The sequence below is a fragment of the Sphingobacterium sp. CZ-2 genome (assembly GCF_004526235.1).
In the GTDB taxonomy this organism is placed as follows: domain Bacteria; phylum Bacteroidota; class Bacteroidia; order Sphingobacteriales; family Sphingobacteriaceae; genus Sphingobacterium; species Sphingobacterium tenebrionis.
In genome coordinates, this window is the sequence record NZ_CP038159.1 from 492,297 (window position 1) to 514,577 (window position 22,281).

The 22,281-nt window shown below is 43.4% G+C and carries 19 protein-coding genes; 15 read left to right on the forward strand and 4 right to left on the reverse strand.

Features of this window, described 5'->3' with window-relative positions:
- Window positions 1-9: 9 nt before the first annotated feature.
- The 14 genes from atpC to E3D81_RS02225 all read left to right on the forward strand — a co-directional run bounded on the left by atpC (window position 10) and on the right by E3D81_RS02225 (window position 15,514).
- The gene (atpC, locus tag E3D81_RS02160; protein ID WP_134776251.1) at window positions 10-258 is read left to right on the forward strand and encodes an ATP synthase F1 subunit epsilon; all 249 of its coding nucleotides are present in this window, start codon (window positions 10-12) and stop codon (window positions 256-258) included.
- A gap of 321 nt (window positions 259-579) precedes the next feature.
- Entirely contained in the window at window positions 580-1,470 is an 891-nt protein-coding gene (locus E3D81_RS02165) for a branched-chain amino acid transaminase (RefSeq protein ID WP_134776252.1), read from the forward strand.
- Window positions 1,454-3,154: a dihydroxy-acid dehydratase gene (gene ilvD / locus E3D81_RS02170; RefSeq protein WP_099368183.1), complete on the forward strand. Its 1,701-nt coding sequence runs from the start codon at window positions 1,454-1,456 to the stop codon at window positions 3,152-3,154. Before E3D81_RS02165 ends, ilvD begins: the two co-directional genes overlap by 17 nt.
- Window positions 3,155-3,337: 183 nt before the next feature.
- Window positions 3,338-5,032 (forward strand): biosynthetic-type acetolactate synthase large subunit, encoded by a 1,695-nt coding sequence (ilvB, locus tag E3D81_RS02175; protein ID WP_099368182.1) that lies wholly within the window; start codon window positions 3,338-3,340, stop codon window positions 5,030-5,032.
- Between the two features lies 1 nt (window position 5,033).
- Window positions 5,034-5,624, forward strand: a complete 591-nt coding sequence (ilvN, locus tag E3D81_RS02180; protein ID WP_099368181.1) for an acetolactate synthase small subunit — start codon at window positions 5,034-5,036, stop codon at window positions 5,622-5,624.
- Window positions 5,625-5,691: 67 nt separating this feature from the next.
- Window positions 5,692-6,165, forward strand: a complete 474-nt coding sequence (locus E3D81_RS02185; RefSeq protein ID WP_134776253.1) for a DinB family protein — start codon at window positions 5,692-5,694, stop codon at window positions 6,163-6,165.
- Between the two features lie 41 nt (window positions 6,166-6,206).
- Window positions 6,207-7,688: a ketol-acid reductoisomerase gene (ilvC, locus tag E3D81_RS02190; RefSeq protein ID WP_099368179.1), complete on the forward strand. Its 1,482-nt coding sequence runs from the start codon at window positions 6,207-6,209 to the stop codon at window positions 7,686-7,688.
- A 95-nt stretch (window positions 7,689-7,783) separates the two neighbouring features.
- On the forward strand, window positions 7,784-9,181 hold the full coding sequence (leuC, locus tag E3D81_RS02195) for a 3-isopropylmalate dehydratase large subunit (RefSeq protein ID WP_134776254.1): 1,398 nt from the start codon (window positions 7,784-7,786) through the stop codon (window positions 9,179-9,181).
- Between the two features lie 19 nt (window positions 9,182-9,200).
- Window positions 9,201-9,785, forward strand: coding sequence for a 3-isopropylmalate dehydratase small subunit (gene leuD, locus E3D81_RS02200; RefSeq protein WP_099368177.1), 585 nt, complete (start codon window positions 9,201-9,203; stop codon window positions 9,783-9,785).
- Window positions 9,785-11,197, forward strand: a complete 1,413-nt coding sequence (locus E3D81_RS02205; protein WP_134776255.1) for an ATP-binding cassette domain-containing protein — start codon at window positions 9,785-9,787, stop codon at window positions 11,195-11,197. Before leuD ends, E3D81_RS02205 begins: the two co-directional genes overlap by 1 nt.
- 1 nt (window position 11,198) lies before the next feature.
- Window positions 11,199-12,272, forward strand: coding sequence for a 3-isopropylmalate dehydrogenase (gene leuB / locus E3D81_RS02210; protein ID WP_134776256.1), 1,074 nt, complete (start codon window positions 11,199-11,201; stop codon window positions 12,270-12,272).
- Between the two features lie 47 nt (window positions 12,273-12,319).
- Window positions 12,320-13,474 carry a 2-isopropylmalate synthase gene (locus E3D81_RS02215; RefSeq protein ID WP_134776257.1) on the forward strand — a complete coding sequence of 385 codons (1,155 nt, stop codon included), beginning with the start codon at window positions 12,320-12,322 and terminating at the stop codon, window positions 13,472-13,474.
- 7 nt (window positions 13,475-13,481) lie between these two features.
- Window positions 13,482-14,735 (forward strand): threonine ammonia-lyase IlvA, encoded by a 1,254-nt coding sequence (gene ilvA / locus E3D81_RS02220; protein ID WP_134776258.1) that lies wholly within the window; start codon window positions 13,482-13,484, stop codon window positions 14,733-14,735.
- A gap of 215 nt (window positions 14,736-14,950) precedes the next feature.
- Complete coding sequence (locus E3D81_RS02225) at window positions 14,951-15,514, forward strand: DUF2911 domain-containing protein (protein WP_245153267.1); 564 nt, start codon at window positions 14,951-14,953, stop codon at window positions 15,512-15,514.
- A gap of 99 nt (window positions 15,515-15,613) precedes the next feature.
- Here E3D81_RS02225 and nrdF read toward each other — a convergent pair whose 3' ends face one another.
- Genes nrdF through E3D81_RS02245 form a run of 4 tightly spaced genes read right to left on the reverse strand, consistent with a single transcriptional unit; the run spans window position 15,614 to window position 19,381 of the window.
- Window positions 15,614-16,600 carry a class 1b ribonucleoside-diphosphate reductase subunit beta gene (gene nrdF, locus E3D81_RS02230; protein ID WP_099368172.1) on the reverse strand — a complete coding sequence of 329 codons (987 nt, stop codon included), beginning with the start codon at window positions 16,598-16,600 and terminating at the stop codon, window positions 15,614-15,616.
- Between the two features lie 51 nt (window positions 16,601-16,651).
- A complete protein-coding gene (gene nrdE, locus E3D81_RS02235; protein ID WP_134776259.1) occupies window positions 16,652-18,757 on the reverse strand; it encodes a class 1b ribonucleoside-diphosphate reductase subunit alpha in 2,106 nt (701 codons plus the stop codon).
- Window positions 18,717-19,124, reverse strand: coding sequence for a class Ib ribonucleoside-diphosphate reductase assembly flavoprotein NrdI (nrdI, locus tag E3D81_RS02240; protein WP_099368170.1), 408 nt, complete (start codon window positions 19,122-19,124; stop codon window positions 18,717-18,719). Before nrdI ends, nrdE begins: the two co-directional genes overlap by 41 nt.
- 23 nt (window positions 19,125-19,147) lie before the next feature.
- The gene (locus E3D81_RS02245) at window positions 19,148-19,381 is read right to left on the reverse strand and encodes a glutaredoxin family protein (protein ID WP_099368169.1); all 234 of its coding nucleotides are present in this window, start codon (window positions 19,379-19,381) and stop codon (window positions 19,148-19,150) included.
- 417 nt (window positions 19,382-19,798) lie between these two features.
- Between E3D81_RS02245 and E3D81_RS02250 the strand changes: the two genes are divergently transcribed.
- Window positions 19,799-22,240 (forward strand): alpha/beta hydrolase family protein, encoded by a 2,442-nt coding sequence (locus tag E3D81_RS02250; protein WP_134776260.1) that lies wholly within the window; start codon window positions 19,799-19,801, stop codon window positions 22,238-22,240.
- Window positions 22,241-22,281 lie beyond the last annotated feature (41 nt).

The following is a 22,281-nucleotide window of genomic DNA, read 5'->3' on the forward strand; positions in this document are numbered from 1 at the left end:
CTAAGCACAATGAAATTAACAGTAATTACTCCAGACAGATTAGCTTTCGAAGGCGACGTAACAGCCGTTACAGTCCCTGGTTCGGCGGGATCCTTTCAAATTTTGAAGGACCACGCGGCTATTGTGTCTACGCTAGAAGATGGCAAGGTCATTATTAAGAACAACAATATTGAGCAGGTCATTATTATTAAAGGTGGTGTGGTCGAAGTAAAGGAAAACAATATCATCATTCTAGCGGAGGGAATAGCCGAGCAATAGATAGATAAATTCACAAGATAATGTAGCCCTTAAGACTTCAAGTTTTAAGGGCTATTTTTTTTGTGTTTTACTTCACTTTTCCTGGTTTTAGGAAGAATTTTCCGAGTTTTTGGAAAAATTAAAAAAAATCAAAAGTATACCAATTTTAATATTAGTCTACTAACCACAAAACTAAAAATGATAGAATTCCAATTTTTACAGAATAAAATTTTAATGAATTTAAATATTCGAAATAAAAAACTTTATCAAAATACTTTGTTTGGCTATTGTAAAGAATTTTAATTCGACCTAAATTAACAATCGGAAAAGAAAGCAGGCATTATGCAGTATTATAATCAGGAAACACTCATCTATTTAAATGGACAATTCGTAAAGGCAAATAATGCCGGAGTTGATCTATTCGGTCAGTCTTTACATTATGGTTATGGCGCCTTTGAAGGACTGCGTGCCTATAGTACCCATAACGGCACCCGCATCTTCAAAGCGGAGGAGCATTTCGAACGCTTACAGCAATCCTGTAAAGCCATCGGACTACCTTATTCTTGGGACAACAGGGAGCTGATCGAAAAGACCTATGAGCTTTTGGAGGTAAACAACCTAAGGGCGGCCTATATTCGGCCATTGATCTATTCCGGATCGAACATGCACCTGACCGCTTCCGATCATGCCAACATCATGATTGCGGCCTGGGAATGGGGCCCTTATCTTGGACAGAATCTCATCAAGGTGAACATCTCCAAGATCGAACGACCAAATCCAAAGTCCTTCCCGACCAGCGCGAAGGTTTCTGGACAATATATCAACTCCATTTTGGCAACCAGTGATGCGATCCAAAAAGGTTTTGATGAAGCTTTGTTAACTGACCAGGATGGGTTTGTGGCACAAGCATCCAGCGAGAACCTATTCATAGAAAAGGATTTTAAAATATACACCCCTCCTTTGGGCAATATCTTCCCAGGAATTACCCGAGAAACGGTGATTGCTATCTGTAAGAGCCTGGGCTTTGAGATCATCGAAAAAAGATTATCGGTAAAGGACATTTACGAGGCCGACAGCGCCTTTTTGAGTGGTACCGCAGCAGGGATTATAGGAATCAAACAAGTAGACAATGTGGTATTCCCGGAAGAGTGGGAAGACAGCATCGGATCATCTATCCAACGAAAATATAAAAACTTAGTATTAGAGCAAGAGAATTATGAAGTCATCATCTGATAACCAGCAGGGAATCAACAAGTACAGCCGCATCTTCACACAAGATGAGACGCAACCAGCAGCAAAAGCCATGTTATATGGGATCGGTCTGACCGATGCGGATATGGAAAAAGCGCAGGTCGGTATTGCGAGTATGGGTTATGATGGGAATACCTGTAACATGCACCTGAACGATCTGGCAGCCGTGGTAAAAAAAGGTATTTGGAACCATGACCTGGTCGGGTTGACTTTTGGCACTATCGGTGTCAGTGATGGGATGAGTAATGGTACTGATGGGATGCGCTATTCCCTGGTATCACGCGATGTGATAGCAGATAGTATCGAGACGATCTGTGGCGGTCAATACTACGATGGTGTTGTAGCCATTCCGGGATGTGATAAGAACATGCCAGGTGCAATTATGGCGATGGGAAGATTGAATCGCCCGGCCATTATGGTATACGGTGGAACCATCGCTCCTGGTCATTATAAAGGGGAAGAACTGAATATCGTATCGGCATTTGAAGCATTGGGCAAGAAAATCGCCGGAACGATCTCGGATGAGGATTATGATGGGGTGATCCGTCATACCTGTCCGGGTGCAGGAGCATGTGGTGGTATGTATACCGCCAATACTATGGCATCAGCGATCGAAGCCATGGGTATGAGTTTGCCCTACTCCTCTTCTAACCCTGCCACTTCAACCGAAAAACAGAAGGAATGTCTGGAAGTGGGTAAATATATCCGCATCCTATTAGAAAAAGATATCAAACCGACCGATATCATGACCCGTAAAGCATTTGAGAATGCGATGCGTATCATCGTGATCTTAGGCGGTTCTACCAATGCCGTGTTGCACTTTATTGCCATGGGACATGCGGTAGGCGTAGAAATTACTCCGGATGATTTCCAACGCATGTCGGACGAAACTCCGGTATTGGCAGATTTCAAACCATCGGGTAAATTCCTGATGCAGGATCTACACCAATATGGTGGAATTCCGGCGGTTATGAAATACTTGTTGGACGAAGGTTTATTACATGGCGACTGCCTAACGGTTACCGGAAAAACGGTAGCAGAGAACTTGGCGGAGGTAAAGTCGATCATCGATTACAACCAGCCGATCATCCATGCGTTGAACGATCCGATCAAAGCTACCGGCCATCTACAGATCCTTTATGGAAACTTGGCAGAAGAAGGCTCTGTTGCTAAGATCTCTGGAAAAGAAGGCGAGAAATTCACAGGTCCTGCCCGTGTATTCGATGGGGAACATGATCTGGTAAAAGGATTGGAAACCGGACGTATCAAATCGGGCGATGTAGTCGTGATCAAAAACGAAGGCCCTAAAGGCGCCCCTGGGATGCCGGAAATGTTGAAACCAACGTCCTTGATCATCGGTGCTGGCCTCGGAACTTCCGTGGCCTTGATTACCGACGGTCGCTTCTCCGGTGGTACCCACGGATTCGTTGTGGGCCATATCACCCCTGAAGCCTACGAGGGTGGCCTGATCGGGTTGGTACAAGACGACGACATCATCGAGATCGACGCCGTCAATAACACGATCAACCTGAAAGTCTCCGACGACGAGATCGCTTCCCGCAGAGCAGCTTGGCAACAACCTGCCCTCAAAGTAAGCAAAGGCGTTCTTTACAAATACGCCAAATCTGTCGCCAACGCATCGAAAGGGTGTGTGACGGATCTTTAGGGAGTATTTAGTAGTTAGTATTTAGTATAAAGACCTATAGCGGAATTTATGCACCCAAGATCTACCTACTAAATACTACCTACTAAATACTAAAATCTATCTACTAAATACTAAAAAAAACATTAGTAAAGCAGTAGCGACCCTAGGTCTAACTACTAAATACTAACTACTAAATACTAAAAAATGACAACACAGATCAGTGGTTCGAAAGCGGTCTTGGAGGCCTTAATCCACGAGGGAGTGGATACCGTATTCGGGTATCCGGGTGGGGCGATTATGCCGATCTACGATGCATTGTATGATTACAATGATCAATTGAGGCATATATTGGTGCGTCACGAACAAGGAGGAATTCATGCTGCTCAAGGTTATGCACGTACGTCAGGACGTGTGGGAGTGGCTTTTGCAACAAGTGGCCCAGGGGCAACCAACCTGGTCACTGGATTGGCGGATGCCATGATTGATAGCAATCCTATTGTTTGTATTACCGGACAGGTATTTGCATCCCTACTGGGAACAGATGCCTTTCAGGAAACCGACGTCGTCAATATTACCACCCCTGTTACCAAATGGAACTACCAGGTAACCGATGCTACCGAGATTCCGAGTGTGTTGGCCAAAGCATTTTATATTGCTCGTACCGGCCGTCCTGGCCCGGTATTGATCGATATCACCAAGAATGCCCAGATGCAGCTGTTCGATTATGAGGGATATACTTCCTGCGATCATATTCGCAGTTACCGCCCTGCGCCGATCGTGCGTAAGGAATATATAGAAGAAGCCGCAAAAGCGATCAATGCTGCTGAAAAACCTTTTGTCCTTTTCGGACAGGGGATTATCCTGGGTAAAGCAGAAGAGGAATTCAAAGCGTTCATCGAAAAGGCGGGTATCCCTTCAGCGAGTACCGTTATGGGCTTAAGTGCCTTGGAAACCAACCACCCATTACATGTGGGCATGTTGGGAATGCATGGTAACTACGCTCCGAATGTCATGACCAATGCATGTGATGTGTTGATCGCGATCGGTATGCGTTTCGATGACCGTGTAACTGGGCGTTTGGATAAATATGCAAAACAAGCGAAAGTAGTGCACCTGGACATCGACCCTGCGGAGATCGATAAGAATGTGAAAGCACATTATCCGGTGTGGGGCGACTGTAAGGAAACCCTTCCCCTATTGACATCGCTTATTGATAAAAAGGATCACAGTGCATGGTTACAGCAATTCCGTGACCTGGAAAAAGAGGAGATCAAAGAGGTTATCCACGATGAACTGAACCCGACTTCAGATATCCTGACCATGGGAGAAGTGATCAAAACCTTGAACGAGCTAACAGGTGGTGATGCTGTCATTGTTACCGATGTTGGTCAGCACCAGATGGTAACCTGCCGTTACGCCAAGTTCAACCAGTCCAAATCCAATGTAACTTCTGGAGGATTGGGAACCATGGGATTCGGCCTACCAGCAGCCATTGGCGCTTGGTATGGTGCTCCGGAAAGGGATGTGGTAGCAATTATCGGGGATGGTGGTATACAGATGACCATCCAGGAATTGGGAACCATCATGCAATTCGGTGCCAAAGTGAAGATCCTTATCCTGAACAATGAATTCTTGGGTATGGTGCGTCAGTGGCAACAACTGTTCCACGACAAGCGTTATTCTTTTGTGAATATCACCAGCCCTGATTTTGTGGCCGTGGCAAAAGGATATTACATCGATGGAAACAAAATCTCCGAACGTAAGGATTTAAAAGATGCCTTGAAGGCCATGTTGGACCACGATGGATCGTACCTATTAGAAGTGATGGTGGGCAAGGAAAACAACGTTTTCCCGATGGTCGCGCAAGGAACTAGTGTATCAGAAATTAGATTGAAGTAAAATGGAAAAGCAAGAATATACCGTAACCCTATATACAGAAAATTCGATCGGTATGATCGGACGCATCTCGGGAATCTTCTCCAGACGCAAAATCAACATTGAAAGCTTGAACACCTCGCCTTCGGAGGTGGATGGTATCCATCGTTTCACTATTTTGATCACTGAATCTGAAGAAGTGGTAAGGAAACTTTGCCGCCAGATCGAAAAGCAGGTGGAAGTTTTAAAAGCGTATTACAATACCAACGATGAATTGATCTGGCAAGAACAGGCGCTTTACAAGGTTCCGGCCGATGTGATCGCCGAGAAAGCCTATGTGGAAAGGCTGTTGCGCCAATATGGAGCGAATGTCGTGGTTATCCGGAATGATTACATCGTGTTTGAAACAGCAGGTCATCGGGAGGAAATCGATAGGTTAACAGAAGAACTTGGAAAATACAACCTGATTGAATTTGTGCGTGGTGCCCGTATCGCTATCATTAAAGATAGTGCTGGTTTCCACTCGAAACTGAAACAGTTCGAACGGGAAGAACCTTCGCAAGAGGTGGTAGAAAACGAATTCCTTGATCAACAGGATAAGGTTTTTACCATGTAAAACTCTTTTAAGGAGACAACAGATTAATTCATCAGGTTATTAATTCATTAGGTTAAAAAAAACAAAAATGGAACATGTTTTCAAATTCATAAAAGACAGTCGTTTGGCTTTCATCAAATTGATCGATGGATTATCCAACGAGCAGTTAAACGAAATCCCAGAAGGCTTCAACAATAATATCATCTGGAACTTTGGACATATCGTCGTAAGCACACAGACCTTGGTCTATACGCGTACAGGTATCCGCGAAGGGGTCAATTGGGTAAAGTATGTAGATTCTTATACCAAAGGCACAAAACCGGCCTATACCGTAAAGCCTGAAGAGGTAGAGGAGCTGAAAAGAATAGCGATAGAAAGCATCGAGGCTATTGAAATCGACTACAAAGCGGGGCTATTTGATATCATCACGCCCTATGAAACAGGTACCTACTTCGCTACGCTGAATAGCATCGAAGACGTTTTAACAACGACGGCCGGACATGATAACCTTCACTTCGGCTATGCCGTCGCACAGAAACGCATAATCAACATCAATAACTAACATAATTCTGAAAAGAAAAATATTTTAAAAACAGGAAGATAATGGCAAATTATTTCAACACCTTACCGATTAGAGAGCAATTGAACCAGTTGGGAATTGCAGAATTCATGGACTCAGCGGAATTTGCTGATGGCGTAGAAGCTTTAAAAGGTAAAAAAATCGTAATCGTAGGCTGTGGTGCACAGGGTTTGAACCAAGGTTTGAACTTGAGAGATAGTGGCTTGGATGTATCCTATGCTTTACGTAAAGAAGCTATTGAACAAAAAAGAGATTCTTGGAAAAACGCTACGGACAACAATTTCAACGTAGGTACCTACGAAGAATTGATCCCTACAGCGGATTTGGTGATCAACCTGACACCAGATAAACAACATACATCGGTTATCAATGCCGTAATGCCTTTGATGAAACAAGGCGCTACCCTATCCTACTCTCATGGATTCAACATTGTGGAGGAAGGCATGCAGATCCGTCCGGATATTACGGTGATCATGGTGGCTCCTAAATGTCCAGGTTCAGAGGTTCGTGCAGAATACCTAAGAGGATTTGGTGTCCCGACCTTGATCGCTGTACACCCAGAAAACGACCCGCAGGAAAAAGGTTGGCCAGAAGCGAAAGCTTACTGTGTAGGAACTGGCGGTCACCGCGCAGGTGTCCTAAAATCATCTTTCGTAGCCGAAGTTAAATCGGATTTGATGGGCGAGCAAACTATCCTATGTGGATTGTTGCAAACAGGCTCGATCCTTTCTTTCGACAAAATGGTGGAAAAAGGAATCGACCCAGGCTATGCATCGAAATTGGTACAATACGGTGTGGAAGTAATTACCGAAGCCTTGAAACACGGTGGTGTAAGTGGTATGATGGATCGTTTGAGCAACCCTGCAAAGGTTAAGGCATTTGAACTTTCTGAAGAATTGAAGGATATCATGCGTCCTTTGTTCCAGAAACACCAAGATGATATCATGTCTGGGCATTTCAGCAAGACCATGATGGAAGACTGGGCAAATGGCGATGCCAACCTATTGAAATGGCGTGCAGAGACCGGTGAAACCGCATTCGAAAAAACACCGGCAGGCGATGTTAAGATCGACGAACAGGAATATTTTGATAATTACGTATTGATGTCGGCATTTATCCGTGCAGGGGTAGAATTAGCGTTCGAAACCATGGTTCAAGCAGGAATCAAACCAGAATCTGCTTACTATGAGTCGCTACACGAAACACCTTTGATCGCCAATACCATCGCTCGTAAAAAATTATTTGAGATGAATCGCGTGATTTCAGATACGGCAGAATATGGTTGTTACTTGTTCGATCAGGCATGTAAACCCTTGTTGGCAGATTTCATGAAAAAGATTGATACTGATGTGGTTGGAAAGAACTACAATGAAGGAAAAGATGGGTCGGTAGACAATATTAAGTTGGTACAGATTAACGAAAAACTACGCAATCACGAGGTAGAAGTGGTAGGTAGAAAATTGCGTAAAGCAATGACAGCGATGAAAGCTATCAAAACTGTTTAATTTTTCGTAAATTAGTAGATGGTTTAAAGGGTAAAATTATGATAATCATAATTTTACCCCTTTGAATTATCAAACCAACCAAGTAATAGAGAGAAATGGGAAAAACATTAGTAGAAAAAATTTGGGATGCACACGTCGTCAAGCGTCAAGAAGGGTTTCCAGATATGTTATATATCGACACCCACTTGATCCACGAAGTGACTTCCCCACAAGCATTTGATGGATTACGTAAGCGCGGACTTCCCGTGTTCCGCCCGCAACAAACGGTAGCTACTGCCGACCATAACGTGCCCACATTAAACCAACACCTTCCGATTCAAGAGGAACTATCCCGCTACCAAGTAGATATGTTGACCAAAAACTGCAAGGAATTCGGAATTGAACTATACGGTTTGGGGCATCCTTACCAAGGTATTGTCCATGTGATCGGTCCAGAATTGGGTATCACCCTTCCCGGAAAAACGATGGTATGTGGCGATAGCCATACCTCTACCCATGGTGCCTTTGGCGCTATCGCCTTCGGAATCGGAACCTCTCAGGTAGAGCAGGTATTTGCGACGCAATGTTTATTGCAGCAAAAACCAAAGACGATGAAAATTGAAGTGAACGGTGAATTAGGCAATGGTGTCGGTGCAAAAGACATCATCCTGTACATCATCTCCAAGATATCAGCAGCCGGAGGTACCGGTTATTTTGTGGAATACGCAGGATCTGCGATCCGCTCCTTGAGTATGGAAGGTCGTATGACCATCTGTAATATGAGTATCGAAATGGGTGCTCGTGGTGGATTGATCGCACCGGATCAAACCACTTTTGATTATATCGAAGGTCGTGAGTTCGCACCAAAAGGTGAGCAATGGGATCAGGCATTGGCCTATTGGAAAACGCTATACTCGGATGAGGATGCTGTTTTCGATGAGGTATTGACCTTTGATGCTGCGGATATCCAGCCCATGATTACTTATGGTACCAACCCAGGTATGGGAATCGGTATTACGGAGGAAATCCCAACAACGGAATCCCAACCAGAGAACGAAAGACCATCTTACCAAAAAGCATTGGACTACATGGGTTTCCATGATGGTGAAGGCGTTTTGGGCAAACCGGTGGATTATGTGTTCATCGGTAGCTGTACAAACTCCCGCATTGAGGATCTACGTCAGGTTGCTGCCTTTGTAAAAGGGAAGCAGAAAGCAGATAATGTGGAAGTATGGATCGTTCCTGGATCAAAACAGGTTGAAGCCCAAGCCAAACAAGAGGGTATCGATAAGGTGTTCGAAGAGGCGGGATTCATGCTTCGCGAACCTGGATGTTCGGCATGCCTAGGTATGAACGAGGATAAGATCCCTGCAGGTAAATACTGTGTTTCTACTTCTAACAGGAATTTCGAAGGTAGACAGGGGCCGAATGCAAGAACCATGTTAGTAAGCCCGTTGACTGCTGCCGCTGCTGCAGTAACCGGAAAAATAGTGGATGTAAGGGAATTGGTGTAAGCAGAAATTGTAATCAAGCATGAAAAAATTTGAAAAATTAAATTCTACGGTGGTTCCTCTACCGATAGAGAATATAGATACCGATCAGATCATTCCAGCTCGTTTCTTGAAGGCTACCACCCGTGAAGGATTCGGTAATAACCTGTTCCGTGATTGGAGATTCGACAGCAATGACCAACCTAAAGCCGATTTCGTAATGAATGACCCGACCTACCAAGGAAAAATCCTGGTAGCCGGTAAAAACTTTGGTTGTGGATCCTCCCGCGAACATGCGGCTTGGGCAATTCAGGACTATGGTTTTGATGTGGTGGTGAGTTCCTTCTTCGCCGATATCTTCAAAGGGAATGCCTTGAATAATGGGGTGTTGCCTATTACGGTGCCTGAAGATTTCTTGGAGAAGATCTTCGAGAAGGTATTCGAAAATCCGGAAACGGCGATTGAGGTAGATCTTGAAAATCAGACTATCAAAATTGCAGAGACAGGAGAATCCTATGCGTTTGAAATCAACCCATACAAGAAATCCTGTTTGATCAATGGATATGATGATATTGATTTCATCTTGAGCCATAAAGCGGAAATCGAAGCTTTTGAACAAAACAGATAATGCCGAAAAGCATCCATATTGATCGTTTAAACCTGGCCTATGCCGGGAAAAGTATATGGAAAGACCTTTCATGGACCATATATCCAAACGAACACTATGTTTTAGGCGGAAAAAGTGGGTCTGGTAAAACTTCTTTGGGCAAATACCTTGCTGCACATCATGATGCAGTTTACATCGCCAACTGGTATCAATTTACCAATTTAGAAGGCGATAGAAACTTTTACTATCAGCAGCGGTATAACCGCCACCAAGGAAAAGATACCCTGACAGTTCGAGCAGAACTAACACATTATGCCCAGAAAGAAGGATTAGACATTCGGGATATCCAACATAAACTGCAGGCCTTTGGCTATGAGGAGATGTTGGATTCCCAATTGATCGAACTTTCGAGTGGTGAACATAAAAAACTGCAATTGATCAAGGGATTATGGTTAAAACCAACCTTATTGATCATTGATGAGCCTTATACCGGCTTGGATAAACAGTCCAGAAAGGTATTGAACGAATGGTTGGATGAACTGGCAACAGAAGGTGTCCAGCTCATACTGATCACAAACGATGAGCAAGTTCCGAATTCCATCAATAGCTATGCGCATATTGTAGAAGGGAAACTTGTTCGGGAAGAAACACAGGATGCATTGATCCAGGATGCTGTACGGCAGCAAAAAAACATCCCGGAATTTCTCAAGGTCATCCCACATACAGATCATGAGTACATGTTCCAATTAAAGGATGTACACATCAAGTATGGTGAAAAAGAGGTGCTGAAGGGCATTGATTGGGAAGTGAAAGTGGGCGAACGCTGGTTGCTTCAAGGGGCGAATGGTTCTGGAAAGTCCACCTTGCTCAGCTTAATAAATGGGGATCATCCACAATCCTACGGATTGGATATCACCTTGTTCGGAAAGAAAAGAGGCTCGGGTGAGAGCATTTGGGATATCAAGGAAAAAATAGGGATGATATCTCCCGAAATGCATTGGTATTTCGATCAACAAGCCACCGTGTGGCATACCTTGGCATCAGGCTTCTACGATAGTATCGGTTGGTTTATCGATGTCAAATTCCAGGAGAAGAAACAGATCGAAGAACTGATGAACTTTTTTGATCTTACGGAATATAAAGATCAATTATTACACAGCCTTCCCTTGGGGAAACAACGCCTAGCCCTATTGGCGCGAAGCATCATTAAAAATCCGCCACTTTTAGTGCTGGACGAACCTTGCCAGGGATTAGATTACAATCAGGCAAGATACTTCAATGATGTAGTCGATGAATTATGCCAGTATGGGAAAACATTGATCTACGTGGGGCACTACGAGAGTCAGCTACCGAAAGGGATTGACCATAAAATTGAATTAGCGCATGGCCAGGTAAAAGCCATTGAACATAACATAGAAAACGTTTTAAAATAACATGAAGAAGAACATTCTTATTATTCCAGGTGATGGAATTGGACAAGAAGTTACAACTTGGGGTAAACAGGTATTGAACCGTATTGCAGAAAAATATAACCATGAATTTATTTTTGATGAGGCTATTATGGGCCACACGGCAATCGAAGCTACCGGAAATCCCCTACCCGATGAAACATTAGAAAAAGCAAAAGCATCGGATGCCATCCTTTTTGGTGCCATCGGACATGCTAAATACGATAATGATCCTTCCGCAAAGGTACGCCCAGAGCAAGGTCTCTTGAAAATCCGTAAAGAACTCGGATTGTATGCCAACCTTCGTCCTATCCTTTTGTTCGATGAACTTTTGGATGCTTCCAGCCTAAAACCGGAAGTTTTGCGCGGTACGGATATCCTATTCTTCCGTGAATTAACTGGTGATGTTTATTTCGGAGAGAAAAAACGCAATGAGGATAATACCTTCGCATCCGATCTGATGAACTACCACCGTTATGAAGTAGAGCGGATCACACGCAAAGCGTACGATGCAGCAAGAACAAGAAATAAAAAACTCTGCTCCGTAGATAAGGCGAATGTATTGGAAACGTCACGTCTATGGCGTGAAGTGGTTCAGGAAATTGCCAAGGAATATCCTGACGTGGAAACAGAACATATGTTCATTGATAATGCAGCCATGCAATTGGTGAAAAACCCGAAGAAATTCGATGTGGTACTGACCGCTAATCTTTTTGGGGATATCCTAACCGATGAGGCTTCGCAGATTGCAGGCTCGATGGGCATGTTGGCATCTGCATCCATTGGTGATGGAACTGGCTTTTTTGAACCTATCCATGGCTCTGCCCACGATATCGCCGGCCAGAACAAAGCTAATCCATTAGCTTCTATCCTATCCGCTGCTTTGATGTTAGATATTGCTTTCGGATTGCAGGATGAGGCCAAAGCGGTAACCAATGCTGTCTCGGAAACATTGAAAGCAGGCTGGAGAACAGGCGATATTGCCAATTCAGAAACCGCTGCAGACAAGATCTTGGGAACCGAAGAAATGGGAGCCAAGGTGTTGGAATTTTTAAAGTAAATTTTGAAAAAGAATAAACCAAGGTATAAACATAAATAGATATTGATATGTTACACGATCCTAATCACTTATATATTTTCGACACGACCTTACGTGATGGCGAACAAGTACCAGGATGTCAGTTGACAACCCCCGAGAAAGTCGAGATCGCGAAAGATTTAGAACGCTTGGGCGTAGATGTTATCGAAGCAGGATTCCCTGTTTCCAGTCCCGGCGATTTCCAATCGGTAGTGGAACTTTCCAAAGCGGTGAACGATGTGATCATCTGTGCGTTGACCCGTGCGAATAAGAATGATATCGATGTGGCTGCTGATGCACTTAAGTATGCGAAAAGACCACGTATCCACACAGGTATTGGCTCTTCGGATATGCACATCAAATACAAATTCAACAGCACAAGGGAAGAAATTTTAGAACGTGCGGTAGCTGCTGTAAAACATGCGAAATCCTATGTGGAAGATGTGGAGTTTTATGCAGAGGATGCTGGCCGTGCGGATTTGGAATTCTTGGCAAAGATGATCGAAGCGGTAATTGGCGCAGGCGCAACAGTAGTCAACATCCCAGATACCAATGGCTATTGCTTGCCTGACCAATACGGTGCTAAAATCAAGTACTTAAAAGACCATGTGAGTAATATCGACCAAGCCATCATATCGGCACATTGCCACAATGACCTTGGCTTGGCAACGGCAAATTCCATCGCCGCTATCCAAAACGGAGCCCGCCAGGTAGAATGTACCATCAACGGTATTGGCGAACGCGCAGGAAATACCTCCTTGGAGGAAGTAGCGATGATATTGAAGGTACATCAGCATTCGTTTGGAAATTTAAGTTCCAATATCGACAGCAAAATGTTCACTTACATTTCCCGTAAGGTGAGCGATATGATGAATATGCCGGTGCAACCGAACAAAGCCATCGTTGGCCGAAATGCTTTTGCACATAGCTCCGGAATCCATCAGGATGGTTTCTTGAAACACCGTGAAAATTATGAGATCATCCGTCCAGAAGATGTGGGCTTGGAAGAAGCAGATATCATATTAACTGCTCGTTCTGGTCGCCATGCGCTTAAACACCATTTAGAGCGCTTAGGTTATCATTTGGACAAAGATACTTTAGCAGATACCTACCAACGGTTTCTGGTCCTTGCAGACGCTAAAAAAGACATCTGCGACGAAGACCTGCTTACCTTGGTGAAATAATATTTAGATGAGCTTGGATTTATCAACCTTAACCCTAGACTCTCAAGCCGCAAAAGAAAGAATCAAAGATGTGGTTGTGCGCACGCCGCTGCAGTACAACCATCATCTTTCTGAAAAGTACGGTGCCGAAGTTTACCTTAAAAGAGAAGACCTTCAGGTCGTTCGTTCCTATAAACTTAGGGGCGCTTTCAACAAAATATCCAGCCTTTCTCCTGAAGAAAGAGCCAATGGGGTGGTTTGTGCCAGTGCAGGAAACCATGCCCAAGGCGTAGCCTTATCCTGCAAACGTTTGGATATCAAAGGCGTGATCTTCATGCCTGGGCCTACACCTCGCCAAAAAATTACCCAGACCGAAATGTGGGGAAATGGCAATATTGAGATCGTCCTGATCGGTGATACCTTCGACGATTGCCAAAAAGCAGCTTTGGATTATGCCAAGGAACACTGCATGACCTTTATCCCACCTTTTGATGACCTTAAGATCATTGAAGGCCAAGGAACGGTCGCTGTGGAAATCTTAGAAGATCTTCCGGATCTGGATGTGGTATTCATCCCTATCGGTGGTGGTGGTCTATCCTCAGGGGTAAGCTATTACTTCAAGAAGCATGCTCCGCAGGTCAAATGTTATGGTGTAGAACCGGAAGGTGCGGCATCCATGCAGGCTGCTTTGCAGCAAGGAGAACCCGTAGAACTCGACCAGATCAATAAATTTGTGGATGGTGCTGCCGTGAAGAAAATCGGCAAACTGACTTTCGATATCAGTTCCCAATTGTTGGATAGCGTGAAGTCCATTCCAGAAGGAAAGATCTGTACCACAATTTTACAACTGTACAATAAAGACGCTATAGTTGCCGAACCAGCAGGCGCACTTTCCATTGCTGCGCTGGAATTCCATAAAGAGGAGATCAAAGGTAAAAAAGTTGTTTGTATCATTTCTGGTGGCAACAACGATATCGATCGCATGAGCGAGATCAAGGAGATGTCTTTACTATATGAGGGCTTCAAGCATTACTTCATCGTTCGCTTCCCGCAGCGGCCAGGAGCATTACGCCTCTTGGTTACCGAAGTGCTGGGTCCGAAAGATGATATTACCCGTTTCGAATACATCAAAAAAACAGAACGCGAACGCGGTCCAGCGTTAATTGGTATTGAATTAAACAATCCAAATGATTATATTTCATTTATAGAACGGTTAAAGGAATACAAATTCGACTTTATCGAGGTCAATAAAGACCAAACATTGTTCGAATACCTCGTTTAAACAGCAACTAACCCTCCACTATAATAGGATGTAACGGCCGACAGAAATTGTTGGCCGTTGCTCTTTTACACGTAATCCCAACAATTTTTGTTACAATTCAATAAATTACTTCGCTTCAATCAAGCTCCTGAAAATTATTTTTTTGTTAATAATCAAACTATTACGCTTTAATTTTATTTTAGATATATAGAAACCTATAAAATCAGGAGGAAAACATGAAAGCTTATTCAATCATTTTATGCTTGATGGTCATGTGCAGCCTTGGCTTTGCACAAATAAAAACACCGCCACAAGCACCAGGTCAAAAAGCACCCGCTCAAAAAGCACCTGCCCAGAAACTAAGTCCAGCAGACAGTACGATGGTCAAAACCAACGATGGGGTTACCATTAATATCCATTACAGCAGCCCTTCCTTAAAAGGCCGCAAGATCGGAACGGAGGTGGCAGAATTTGGTAAAGTATGGCGCACAGGCGCAAATGCTACCACCACCATCTCCTTCGACAACAATGTCACCATCAATGGAAAAGCCTTAGAAGCTGGAAAATACGGCATCCATACCATCCCTGGCGAAGCCAATACCACCATTATCTTCAATAAGACTTGGGACCAATGGGGTACTAAATACGACCAGAAGGATGATGCGTTACGCGTTGATGTCAAGAACGACAAATTATCGAGCAGCCAGGAAAGGATGAAAATCATGGCCGATAAATCCGGCAAGGTGAGCATTGCTTGGGGAACTTATGGCGCTTCCTTCCAAGTAAAAGCAGCCAACTAGTAACCGCAGCCAAGAAGCCGCAAAAAGAAACTAAAAGAAACTAAAAAGCCCCCCAGAAATAATATCCAGGGGGCTTTTTTGATAACAAAGAGTTTATTCTTAAATATCCACTACCGCATCCATCATGAAATCCTCATTCTTCAAATGCACGATTTCGGTTGCTTTTTCGTAGTTCGTCGATTTCTTCGAGAAGAAATCGTGTTGTGTCGTCTCGGTGTTCAAACCGTTCAAAACAATCGGATTGACCTGCTTTACTTCAAAAATAGGATCAAACCCTAAGTTCATCAAGGCTTTATTACCATTGTAGCGAACGTATTCCTTTACCTCAGCTGTTAAACCTACCACCGTATACAATTCTTCGGTGTATTTGATCTCATTTTCATAAAGATCGTTCAATAAGGCTAAGAAACGTTGTTTCACTTCTTCCTTGTTTGGAAGCTTCGCAAATACTTCCTGCGCGATCAATCCTACGAATACTCCGTGGATGGACTCATCGGCAACAATCTTCTTGATGATATCGGCAGAGGCCACCATCTGTCCTTGTCCACATAACCATAATGGCAGGAAGAATCCAGAGTAGAAAAGGAAAGATTCCAACAGTACCGAAGCAGCCAAGGCCATGAACAATTCTTCATCCGTCACCTTTTCCTTATCGATTGCACGGTAATGGCTATCGATGGTAGATGCTTTATACTGTAAGAATTTGTTCTGGGCAACCCAACCGAATACATCGTTGATCTCGTTGGTGGTAGAAACCGTGGTAAAAATGGTCGAATATGATTTGGCGTGGATCGCTTCCATCATACACATGTACGATAATACAGCCTTGTTCTGTAAGGAATCGATATGATCGATGATCTTAGGCATACCGGTGTGGCTCTGAAGGGTATCCAACAGTGTCAAACCACCTAAGGCTTTCTTATAACACTCTTTCATATCCCAACTCAATCCTTTCCAGCTATCAATATCCTTGGAAGGAATGTATTCCGTATCGATCCAGAACTGGCGGATATTTTGTTCCCAGAACATCAATGCATAGTCGTTGTCCGGTGTATTCCAGTTTACGGCTGTAAATTGTTTACTCATTTTTATAGGTGTCCCCTCTTTTTAATATTTTAATAATTCTTTTCTGACAGCTTATGCTGAACAAGAAATACATTCTTCAATAGTTGATTTACGCGTACGGGTATAGTACAGCGATTTTAATCCCAGTTTATGGGCGTAGATGTAATATTTCGCCAAGTCACGGGTAGAATCCTTTGAATTCGTGTGCAAGATCGTCGATACCCCTTGGTCAATGTGACGTTGGATCACCGAGATCAGTTTCAACACCTTCATCTGATCCATATCGTATGCCGATTTGAAGTAGAAGTAGTTATCATTCGTCAAATAAGGCATTGGGTAGTAAGTGGTACTATCTCCATACTCTCTCACCTCGATGATGTCCACGATTGGCATAACAGAAGCCGTCGCGTTCATGATGTAAGAAGTAGATTGGTTCGGAGCAATGGCCAAACGGTAAGCATGGTAGATACCGTGTTCCGCCACCTGTGCTTTTAGGTTTGTCCAATCTTCTACGGTTGGAATATGGATGCCTGCGAACAATTCCTTCACCTTGTCGGTTTTAGGTTGGAATTCACGGATCAAATATTGATCGAAATACGTTCCATCCGCATAGCCCGATTTTTCAAATCCTACGAAAGTTCTTTGGCGTTCCTTAGCAATCTCCATCGATGCCTCCAGCGAATAGTAGTTCATCATCATGAAGAAGGTATTGGCGAAATCCAATGCTTCTGTAGATTCGTACATGATGAAACTCTTCGCTAAATACCCATGAAGGTTCATGGCACCTAGTCCTACCGAATGCAATTCGCGGTTAGCTTTAGCGATGGAAGGAACCATTTCGATATCCGTTACATCGGTTACTACAGTCAAGGCACGCATAGCGGTCTTCACCGTTTCCTTGATGCGTTTATTATCCATCACCGTTGCGATGTTCAAAGACCCTAGGTTACAGGAAATCCCGTAACGGATGGTATCTTCTTTACCGTAGATGTTGATATCAGAAACTTCCGAGATCTGCATGATCTCTGTACATAGGTTCGAGAATTTAACTCTTCCCAATCCGTTCAACGCGTGTGCACGGTTGGTGTTCTCCTTGAAGAAGATGTATGGGTATCCCGACTCTTTTTGCGTTTGTGCAATTTTCACTAACAAGTGACGGGCATTGATTTTTTTCTTTTTAACGTTAGGGTTCGTGATCAGTTCATCATACATCACGTCCATATCCAACTCATCCAGGTACTGACCATACTCCTGCATAACCGTATGCGGATAGATCAAATAACAAGGCTCATCTTTCTCTGCCAATTCCATGAATTTATCCGGAACGATGATACCGATAGATAAGGACTTGATACGTACTTTCTCATCCACATTGATTTTCTTACAATCCAAGAATTCTTCAATGTCCGAGTGGAAGATATTCAAATAGACAGCTCCTGCACCAGGACGTTGTCCCAATTGATTGGCATACGAGAAGGTATCTTCCATGATCTTCATGATCGGAAGAACACCACCTGCGCGGCCATCAACCCCTTTGATCGCTTCACCGCGTGCGCGGATCTTCGAAATATTGAAAGACACTCCACCACCAATAGATGATAATTTCATGGCCGAATCCACCGCGTAACCAATACCGTTCAGGTTATCGCCGATCTCATCCAAGAAACAGGAAACCAATTCGCCGGAACGTTTCTTTCCAGCGTTCAAGAACGTCGGGGTAGCGGGTTGATATTCTTGATTGATCATGATCTCTGCATACTCGATAGCTTTTTGAACGCCTTCTTCTCTTGCTAAGAACAAAGAAACCGCCACCACACGGTCTTCGTAACGCTCTAGGAATTTCTCCCCCGAATCATCGCGAAGCGCATAACTTTGGAAAAACTTGAAGGCCGCCATAAAAGATTGGAAACGGAATTTCTTTGCATACACAAAGTTGAATACCTCTTCCATTTGCTCAAACGTAAACCATTCGTAGAAATTGATGTAATAGTTGTTTTCTACCAAATAATCGATTTTTTCCTTCAAGTTGTAGAAGAACACGGTGTTCTTGTTCACATACTCCAGGAAATAGGCGCGCACAGCCTCCTTGTCCTTATCAAGGCTGTACTCGTCATCATGTTTGATCATGATTTCGTTATTAAGCAATATCCAATTTTTCGCTACCTCGTTTGCTATCATAGTATTGATTTTTAATGATGTCAATAAATTGATTAATATCTTCCAATGTACCAGAAAGTTCGAATTTCATGGCCGTTGGGATTTCGAATTCTGTGCTGATCTTATCAGCTGCTATCGCATAGTTCCTTCCCCAGTTGCGGTTTCCGCTGGATGTTACCGAGTAGATCATATGGCTTTGCATGGTCAATAACTGAGCGGTCTTATCCGGTACTTTACCAAAATTGGTGGTATAAGTGACCAAATGTCCCGGCTCCGAGATCTCCATATGCTCCTCAATACGGATGGCTTTCCATCCCGTAACTTGGATCACCTTGTTGATAAAGCGCTCCACATTACCGGTTCTTGAATCGTAATATAAATTAATCATGGTCCTTTAGGTTTATGGATTAATTACAGGGCAATCTGATCCAACTCTTCTGGCTTAAATCCGATGATTCTATTTTTGATTTCGTCGTTCTCCAATACAATCACGGTAGGAACGGTACGTACTTTGAACTTAACAGCTAATTCCGGCTCATCAAATGGATTGATAGTTTCGTAGGCAATACCTTTGTTGTCTAGGTAAGCCGATACCTGTGCGCATGGTGCACAGTCATTTTTTTCGAATTTAATGATTCTTGCCATGTTATATTAAGTTGAAAAAGAATTTGGGCTTTTTGGGCTCTGCTTCTTTGTTTAAATAAAAAAACGATTGAAATGAGATGGTTTCATACTCATGTAGAACAAATATCCCATATTTTTTAACGTAGGAGGTAATGATACTTTTCCACATTCATGTGGATTCCGTTGGTAAAACCCACTTGGTTACCTCGAATAATTAGTAAGGTGTTCGTTTTCAATTCACTGAGGATGTTGATAACTTTAAATTAGCACTTTGTAGCTATTTGTTGACTCCCTTTTTCTTCCTCTTTTTATTGTCAAAATATAAGAGAATTTTTGGTTAATTATAACAAATTAGTTATATATAAATCTTCCCTTAGCATCCCAATAATATATTGTTAAATTAGCGTTATCAATTTCGAAACAAACACCCAAATGATTATGAAATTCAAATTTTTATTACCCTTTTTATTTCTGAGTTCTTTTGGAAGCCTACAAGCTCAAGAAAGCTTGACCTTTCAAAAACCACCAACAGAAATAATGGCACTCGCCGATTATCAGCGACCTCCGACCGTAAGGATCAGTACCGATAAAAAATGGGTACTCTTCTCCTACCGCCCAACCTACAAAAACTTGGCAGAACTGGGCGTGGAAGAAACCAGATTGGCCGGTCTACGCATCAATGCCAAAGCGAGTATTTCTAGTACCGAAACCTACTTTGATGCCTTGAGCCTGCAGTCTATTGATGGCAAGGACCTGATCAAGATCAACCTTCCGGAGAATGCCTTGATTTCCAATATCGATTTTTCCCCAGATTCCAAAAAACTGGCTTTCACCAATACCAATGAAAATGGCGTTGCCCTTTTCATTTACGATATTGCCAGTAGAGAATTGAAAAAAATAACGGATTACAACCTGAATGCCATTGTACATTCACCGTTCACTTGGTACACGCAGCCGTCATCGCGAGGAACGACGCCATCTTCCGACAAACTTTTAATAAGCTTGGTCAATCCATCTACCGCTCAAACCGACAAGAAAAACAGCTTGGCTACCGGTCCGATTATTTCCAATGCGGATGGTACAGTTTCCCAATTAAGAACTTACCAGGATCTGTTGAAAACACCGGCTGATGAGGCTGAATTCCAACGTTTGGTCACTTCCAACCTGGTTTGGGTAGACCTTTCCGGAAAAACGGAACCCTTCAAAGCTGCGGATATGTATATGGGCTCTTCCATCTCTCCAGACGGACAATACGTGATGGTCACAACCCTTAAAAAACCATTTTCCTATGTGGTTTCTTTAGGAAGTTTCCCTACCGAGACCAATGTATATGACCTGAAGGGCAACCTGATCAAAAAAGTGAATGAAACTGCATTGATGGAGATCATGCCGAAGGGCTTCTCTTCAACCCGTCCTGGAAAAAGATCCATGTCATGGCGTTCGGACAAAGCAGCAACCCTATCCTTTGTTCAAGCATTGGATGGTGGAGATGCGAACAAACCAGCGGAATTCCGTGATGAGCTCTTCAACTGGGAAGCTCCATTTCAGGCGGAGCCAAAATCAATGATGAAAATCGCAGACCGCTATGCGGGAGTGGTTTGGGGGAATGATGACTATGCCTTGGTATACAGCCAATGGTATGATACCAGAAACTCGAAAACCTACCTGTTGAATCCAAAAACCGGAAGCAATAAGGTGATCTATGATAGAAATAGCCAGGATGTATATTCCGATCCGGGATCGCCTTACCGCGATAAAAATGAATTCGGAACGTACAGTATGTACATCAAAAACGGAAAATCCTACTGGATAGGTTCTGGATTTACCAAAGAAGGTGAATTCCCTTTCATCGAAGAATACGACTTCAAGACCGGCAAGAAAAAACGCATTTATACAGCGAAGGAATCCGATATGCAGGAACGTATCAGCTCGGTGGTCGACATCGAAAAAGGCGATATCTTGGTATCCCTTCAATCGGCTTCCCAATTCCCGAACTATTACGCGAAAAACATCAAATCCGGCAAGCAGTCAGCCGTAACCAGCATCGAGAACCCTTTCAAATCGTTGGATGGAGTGCACAAAGAGGTGTTGAACTACAAGCGTAAGGATGGGGTGGAATTATCCGGTACACTTTACCTTCCAGCAGGTTATGATAAGAACAAGAAGGAAAAACTTCCTTTATTGATCTGGGCTTACCCAAGGGAGTATAAAGACAAATCCACTGCCGGACAAAGTACAGCCAATCCGAAAGAATTCACTTTCCCAAGTTATGGTTCCTTCATCTATTGGGTATCCCGTGGTTATGCGGTACTGGATAATGCAGCCTTCCCTATTGTGGGCGAAGGTAAACAAGAACCGAACGATTCCTTCATTCCGCAATTGGTGGCGAATGCTGAAGCAGCCATCGACGCCGTTGATCAATTGGGTTATATCGACCGCAACAAGGTGGCAGTTGGTGGACACTCCTATGGTGCTTTCATGACCGCCCATTTATTGAGCAACTCCAACCTATTTGCAGCTGGAATTGCCCGTTCTGGAGCTTACAACCGTACCTTGACGCCTTTTGGTTTCCAAAGCGAGCAGCGTAACTTCTGGGATGACCCGCAACTGTACATGACCATGTCGCCTTTCATGAGCGCACATAAAATGAAAACACCTATTTTATTGATCCATGGTGCAGCCGACAACAATCCTGGAACATTTACCCTACAGACCGAGCGTTACTTCCAAGCCTTGAAAAACTTGGGTGCAACTGCCAGAATGGTGATCCTTCCAGGTGAATCGCACGGTTATGCAGCGAAAGAGAATATCTTCCATGTCCTTTGGGAACAAGATCAATTCCTAGAGAAATATGTGAAAAACAGAGCGGCAACGAAATAAGCCTAATCACATAAAAAAATAAGCGGGAATCAATTTTCATT

What these genes read in the sequence shown, in the direction of transcription:
- nrdF (WP_099368172.1), bottom strand. Translation starts at nt 16,600, where the DNA reads ATGAGTAAACAATTTACAGCCGTAAACTGGAATACACCGGACAACGAC.
- nrdE (WP_134776259.1), bottom strand. Translation starts at nt 18,757, where the DNA reads ATGATAGCAAACGAGGTAGCGAAAAATTGGATATTGCTTAATAACGAA.
- E3D81_RS02245 (WP_099368169.1), bottom strand. Translation starts at nt 19,381, where the DNA reads ATGGCAAGAATCATTAAATTCGAAAAAAATGACTGTGCACCATGCGCA.
- ilvC (WP_099368179.1), top strand. Translation starts at nt 6,207, where the DNA reads ATGGCAAATTATTTCAACACCTTACCGATTAGAGAGCAATTGAACCAG.
- E3D81_RS02205 (WP_134776255.1), top strand. Translation starts at nt 9,785, where the DNA reads ATGCCGAAAAGCATCCATATTGATCGTTTAAACCTGGCCTATGCCGGG.
- ilvN (WP_099368181.1), top strand. Translation starts at nt 5,034, where the DNA reads ATGGAAAAGCAAGAATATACCGTAACCCTATATACAGAAAATTCGATC.
- E3D81_RS02250 (WP_134776260.1), top strand. Translation starts at nt 19,799, where the DNA reads ATGAAATTCAAATTTTTATTACCCTTTTTATTTCTGAGTTCTTTTGGA.
- leuC (WP_134776254.1), top strand. Translation starts at nt 7,784, where the DNA reads ATGGGAAAAACATTAGTAGAAAAAATTTGGGATGCACACGTCGTCAAG.
- nrdI (WP_099368170.1), bottom strand. Translation starts at nt 19,124, where the DNA reads ATGATTAATTTATATTACGATTCAAGAACCGGTAATGTGGAGCGCTTT.
- E3D81_RS02215 (WP_134776257.1), top strand. Translation starts at nt 12,320, where the DNA reads ATGTTACACGATCCTAATCACTTATATATTTTCGACACGACCTTACGT.
- E3D81_RS02185 (WP_134776253.1), top strand. Translation starts at nt 5,692, where the DNA reads ATGGAACATGTTTTCAAATTCATAAAAGACAGTCGTTTGGCTTTCATC.
- leuD (WP_099368177.1), top strand. Translation starts at nt 9,201, where the DNA reads ATGAAAAAATTTGAAAAATTAAATTCTACGGTGGTTCCTCTACCGATA.
- ilvD (WP_099368183.1), top strand. Translation starts at nt 1,454, where the DNA reads ATGAAGTCATCATCTGATAACCAGCAGGGAATCAACAAGTACAGCCGC.
- E3D81_RS02165 (WP_134776252.1), top strand. Translation starts at nt 580, where the DNA reads ATGCAGTATTATAATCAGGAAACACTCATCTATTTAAATGGACAATTC.
- atpC (WP_134776251.1), top strand. Translation starts at nt 10, where the DNA reads ATGAAATTAACAGTAATTACTCCAGACAGATTAGCTTTCGAAGGCGAC.
- E3D81_RS02225 (WP_245153267.1), top strand. Translation starts at nt 14,951, where the DNA reads ATGAAAGCTTATTCAATCATTTTATGCTTGATGGTCATGTGCAGCCTT.
- leuB (WP_134776256.1), top strand. Translation starts at nt 11,199, where the DNA reads ATGAAGAAGAACATTCTTATTATTCCAGGTGATGGAATTGGACAAGAA.
- ilvB (WP_099368182.1), top strand. Translation starts at nt 3,338, where the DNA reads ATGACAACACAGATCAGTGGTTCGAAAGCGGTCTTGGAGGCCTTAATC.
- ilvA (WP_134776258.1), top strand. Translation starts at nt 13,482, where the DNA reads ATGAGCTTGGATTTATCAACCTTAACCCTAGACTCTCAAGCCGCAAAA.